Raw genomic sequence first — 5,013 nt, 5'->3', positions numbered from 1 at the left:
AAAACTGAACAATACGAACCAAACGTGCGGGTTACGGAAGTAACCTGTCAAAAACGATAAATCTGTCAGTGACAGAATGAGAACAAGATTAAATGAGAGTTTGATCCTGGCTCAGGACGAACGCTGGCGGCGTGCCTAATACATGCAAGTAGAACGCTGAAGACTTTAGCTTGCTAAAGTTGGAAGAGTTGCGAACGGGTGAGTAACGCGTAGGTAACCTGCCTACTAGCGGGGGATAACTATTGGAAACGATAGCTAATACCGCATAACAGCATTTAACCCATGTTAGATGCTTGAAAGGAGCAATTGCTTCACTAGTAGATGGACCTGCGTTGTATTAGCTAGTTGGTGAGGTAACGGCTCACCAAGGCGACGATACATAGCCGACCTGAGAGGGTGATCGGCCACACTGGGACTGAGACACGGCCCAGACTCCTACGGGAGGCAGCAGTAGGGAATCTTCGGCAATGGGGGCAACCCTGACCGAGCAACGCCGCGTGAGTGAAGAAGGTTTTCGGATCGTAAAGCTCTGTTGTAAGAGAAGAACGTGTGTGAGAGTGGAAAGTTCACACAGTGACGGTAACTTACCAGAAAGGGACGGCTAACTACGTGCCAGCAGCCGCGGTAATACGTAGGTCCCGAGCGTTGTCCGGATTTATTGGGCGTAAAGCGAGCGCAGGCGGTTTAATAAGTCTGAAGTTAAAGGCAGTGGCTTAACCATTGTTCGCTTTGGAAACTGTTAGACTTGAGTGCAGAAGGGGAGAGTGGAATTCCATGTGTAGCGGTGAAATGCGTAGATATATGGAGGAACACCGGTGGCGAAAGCGGCTCTCTGGTCTGTAACTGACGCTGAGGCTCGAAAGCGTGGGGAGCAAACAGGATTAGATACCCTGGTAGTCCACGCCGTAAACGATGAGTGCTAGGTGTTAGGCCCTTTCCGGGGCTTAGTGCCGCAGCTAACGCATTAAGCACTCCGCCTGGGGAGTACGACCGCAAGGTTGAAACTCAAAGGAATTGACGGGGGCCCGCACAAGCGGTGGAGCATGTGGTTTAATTCGAAGCAACGCGAAGAACCTTACCAGGTCTTGACATCCCGATGCTATTCCTAGAGATAGGAAGTTTCTTCGGAACATCGGTGACAGGTGGTGCATGGTTGTCGTCAGCTCGTGTCGTGAGATGTTGGGTTAAGTCCCGCAACGAGCGCAACCCCTATTGTTAGTTGCCATCATTAAGTTGGGCACTCTAGCGAGACTGCCGGTAATAAACCGGAGGAAGGTGGGGATGACGTCAAATCATCATGCCCCTTATGACCTGGGCTACACACGTGCTACAATGGTTGGTACAACGAGTCGCGAGTCGGTGACGGCAAGCAAATCTCTTAAAGCCAATCTCAGTTCGGATTGTAGGCTGCAACTCGCCTACATGAAGTCGGAATCGCTAGTAATCGCGGATCAGCACGCCGCGGTGAATACGTTCCCGGGCCTTGTACACACCGCCCGTCACACCACGAGAGTTTGTAACACCCGAAGTCGGTGAGGTAACCTTTTAGGAGCCAGCCGCCTAAGGTGGGATAGATGATTGGGGTGAAGTCGTAACAAGGTAGCCGTATCGGAAGGTGCGGCTGGATCACCTCCTTTCTAAGGATAAACGGAAGCACGTTTGGAGTATTGTTTAGTTTTGAGAGGTCTTGTGGGGCCTTAGCTCAGCTGGGAGAGCGCCTGCTTTGCACGCAGGAGGTCAGCGGTTCGATCCCGCTAGGCTCCATTGAATCGAAAGATTCAAAAGATTGTCCATTGAAAATTGAATATCTATATCAAATTCCACGATTCAAGAAATTGAATTGTAGATAGTAACAAGAAATAAACCGAAACGCTGTGATTTAATGAGTTTAAGGTCAACAGACCAAAATAAGGTTAAGTTAATAAGGGCGCACGGTGGATGCCTTGGCACTAGAAGCCGATGAAGGACGTGACTAACGACGAAATGCTTTGGGGAGTTGTAAGTAAACATTGATCCAGAGATGTCCGAATGGGGGAACCCGGCATGTAATGCATGTCACTCATTACTGTTAAGGTAATGTAGAGGAAGACGCAGTGAACTGAAACATCTAAGTAGCTGCAGGAAGAGAAAGCAAACGCGATTGCCTTAGTAGCGGCGAGCGAAAAGGTAAGAGGGCAAACCGATGTGTTTACACATCGGGGTTGTAGGACTGCGACGTGGGACGACAAGATTATAGAAGAATTACCTGGGAAGGTAAGCCAAAGAGAGTAACAGCCTCGTATTCGAAATAGTCTTTAACCCTAGCAGTATCCTGAGTACGGCGAGACACGAGAAATCTCGTCGGAATCTGGGAGGACCATCTCCTAACCCTAAATACTCTCTAGTGACCGATAGTGAACCAGTACCGTGAGGGAAAGGTGAAAAGCACCCCGGGAGGGGAGTGAAATAGAACCTGAAACCGTGTGCCTACAACAAGTTCGAGCCCGTTAATGGGTGAGAGCGTGCCTTTTGTAGAATGAACCGGCGAGTTACGATATGATGCGAGGTTAAGTTGAAGAGACGGAGCCGTAGGGAAACCGAGTCTTAATAGGGCGCATTAGTATCATGTCGTAGACCCGAAACCATGTGACCTACCCATGAGCAGGGTGAAGGTGAGGTAAAACTCACTGGAGGCCCGAACCAGGGCACGTTGAAAAGTGCTTGGATGACTTGTGGGTAGCGGAGAAATTCCAAACGAACTTGGAGATAGCTGGTTCTCTCCGAAATAGCTTTAGGGCTAGCGTCGATGTTAAGTCTCTTGGAGGTAGAGCACTGTTTGATTGAGGGGTCCATCCCGGATTACCAATATCAGATAAACTCCGAATGCCAATGAGATATAATCGGCAGTCAGACTGCGAGTGCTAAGATCCGTAGTCGAAAGGGAAACAGCCCAGACCACCAGCTAAGGTCCCAAAATATATGTTAAGTGGAAAAGGATGTGGGGTTGCACAGACAACTAGGATGTTAGCTTAGAAGCAGCTATTCATTCAAAGAGTGCGTAATAGCTCACTAGTCGAGTGACCCTGCGCCGAAAATGTACCGGGGCTAAAACATATTACCGAAGCTGTGGATACCTTTTAGGTATGGTAGGAGAGCGTTCTATGTGTGAAGAAGGTGTACCGTGAGGAGCGCTGGAACGCATAGAAGTGAGAATGCCGGTATGAGTAGCGAAAGACAGGTGAGAATCCTGTCCACCGTATGACTAAGGTTTCCAGGGGAAGGCTCGTCCTCCCTGGGTTAGTCGGGACCTAAGGAGAGACCGAAAGGTGTATCCGATGGACAACAGGTTGATATTCCTGTACTAGAGTATATAGTGATGGAGGGACGCAGTAGGCTAACTAAAGCGTGCGATTGGAAGTGCACGTCTAAGCAGTGAGGTGTGATATGAGTCAAATGCTTATATCTCTAACATTGAGCTGTGATGGGGAGCGAAGTTAAGTAGCGAAGTTAGTGATGTCACACTGCCAAGAAAAGCTTCTAGCGTTAATTATACTCTACCCGTACCGCAAACCGACACAGGTAGTCGAGGCGAGTAGCCTCAGGTGAGCGAGAGAACTCTCGTTAAGGAACTCGGCAAAATGGCCCCGTAACTTCGGGAGAAGGGGCGCTGGCTTTAAGTCAGCCGCAGTGAATAGGCCCAAGCAACTGTTTATCAAAAACACAGCTCTCTGCTAAATCGTAAGATGATGTATAGGGGGTGACGCCTGCCCGGTGCTGGAAGGTTAAGAGGAGCGCTTAGCATTAGCGAAGGTGTGAATTGAAGCCCCAGTAAACGGCGGCCGTAACTATAACGGTCCTAAGGTAGCGAAATTCCTTGTCGGGTAAGTTCCGACCCGCACGAAAGGCGTAATGATTTGGGCACTGTCTCAACGAGAGACTCGGTGAAATTTTAGTACCTGTGAAGATGCAGGTTACCCGCGACAGGACGGAAAGACCCCATGGAGCTTTACTGCAGTTTGATATTGAGTATCTGTACCACATGTACAGGATAGGTAGGAGCCTATGAAATCGGGACGCTAGTTTCGGTGGAGGCGTTGTTGGGATACTACCCTTGTGTTATGGCTACTCTAACCTAGATAGGTTATCCCTATCGGAGACAGTGTCTGACGGGCAGTTTGACTGGGGCGGTCGCCTCCTAAAAGGTAACGGAGGCGCCCAAAGGTTCCCTCAGAATGGTTGGAAATCATTCGCAGAGTGTAAAGGTATAAGGGAGCTTGACTGCGAGAGCTACAACTCGAGCAGGGACGAAAGTCGGGCTTAGTGATCCGGTGGTTCCGCATGGAAGGGCCATCGCTCAACGGATAAAAGCTACCCTGGGGATAACAGGCTTATCTCCCCCAAGAGTTCACATCGACGGGGAGGTTTGGCACCTCGATGTCGGCTCGTCGCATCCTGGGGCTGTAGTCGGTCCCAAGGGTTGGGCTGTTCGCCCATTAAAGCGGCACGCGAGCTGGGTTCAGAACGTCGTGAGACAGTTCGGTCCCTATCCGTCGCGGGCGTAGGAAATTTGAGAGGATCTGCTCCTAGTACGAGAGGACCAGAGTGGACTTACCGCTGGTGTACCAGTTGTCTTGCCAAAGGCATCGCTGGGTAGCTATGTAGGGAAGGGATAAACGCTGAAAGCATCTAAGTGTGAAGCCCACCTCAAGATGAGATTTCCCATGATTTTATATCAGTAAGAGCCCTGAGAGATGATCAGGTAGATAGGTTAGAAGTGTAAGTGTGGTGACACATGTAGCGGACTAATACTAATAGCTCGAGGACTTATCCAAAAATGAAACGAGTCAATATTGACAGCGCGTAGGTTTCTTGTTAGAATATATAGGTATTCAATTTTGATTGGATAATCAATCATAGTTAAGTGACGATAGCCTAGGAGATACACCTGTTCCCATGCCGAACACAGAAGTTAAGCCCTAGCACGCCTGATGTAGTTGGGGGTTGCCCCCTGTTAGATATGGTAGTCGCTTAGCA

1 tRNA gene and 3 rRNA genes are annotated in these 5,013 nt (G+C 49.4%); all 4 read left to right on the top strand.

What is annotated here, in order from left to right:
- Positions 1-88: 88 nt before the first annotated feature.
- The 4 genes from SFC32_RS08465 to rrf all read left to right on the top strand — a co-directional run bounded on the left by SFC32_RS08465 (position 89) and on the right by rrf (position 5,012).
- Positions 89-1,637, top strand: a 16S ribosomal RNA gene (locus tag SFC32_RS08465).
- Between the two features lie 54 nt (positions 1,638-1,691).
- Positions 1,692-1,764 (top strand) — tRNA-Ala (locus tag SFC32_RS08460).
- A gap of 147 nt (positions 1,765-1,911) precedes the next feature.
- A 23S ribosomal RNA gene (locus SFC32_RS08455) occupies positions 1,912-4,811 on the top strand.
- Positions 4,812-4,896: 85 nt separating this feature from the next.
- Positions 4,897-5,012, top strand: a 5S ribosomal RNA gene (gene rrf, locus SFC32_RS08450).
- Together the 16S, 23S and 5S rRNA genes with 1 tRNA gene alongside form the textbook arrangement of a ribosomal RNA operon.
- The last annotated feature ends 1 nt before the right edge of the window (position 5,013 follow it).

This window comes from Streptococcus sp. TATVAM-FAB8 (assembly GCF_046592795.1).
Classification (GTDB): Bacteria; Bacillota; Bacilli; order Lactobacillales; family Streptococcaceae; genus Streptococcus; species Streptococcus ruminicola.
This window is presented reverse-complemented; position numbering and strand designations above follow the sequence as displayed.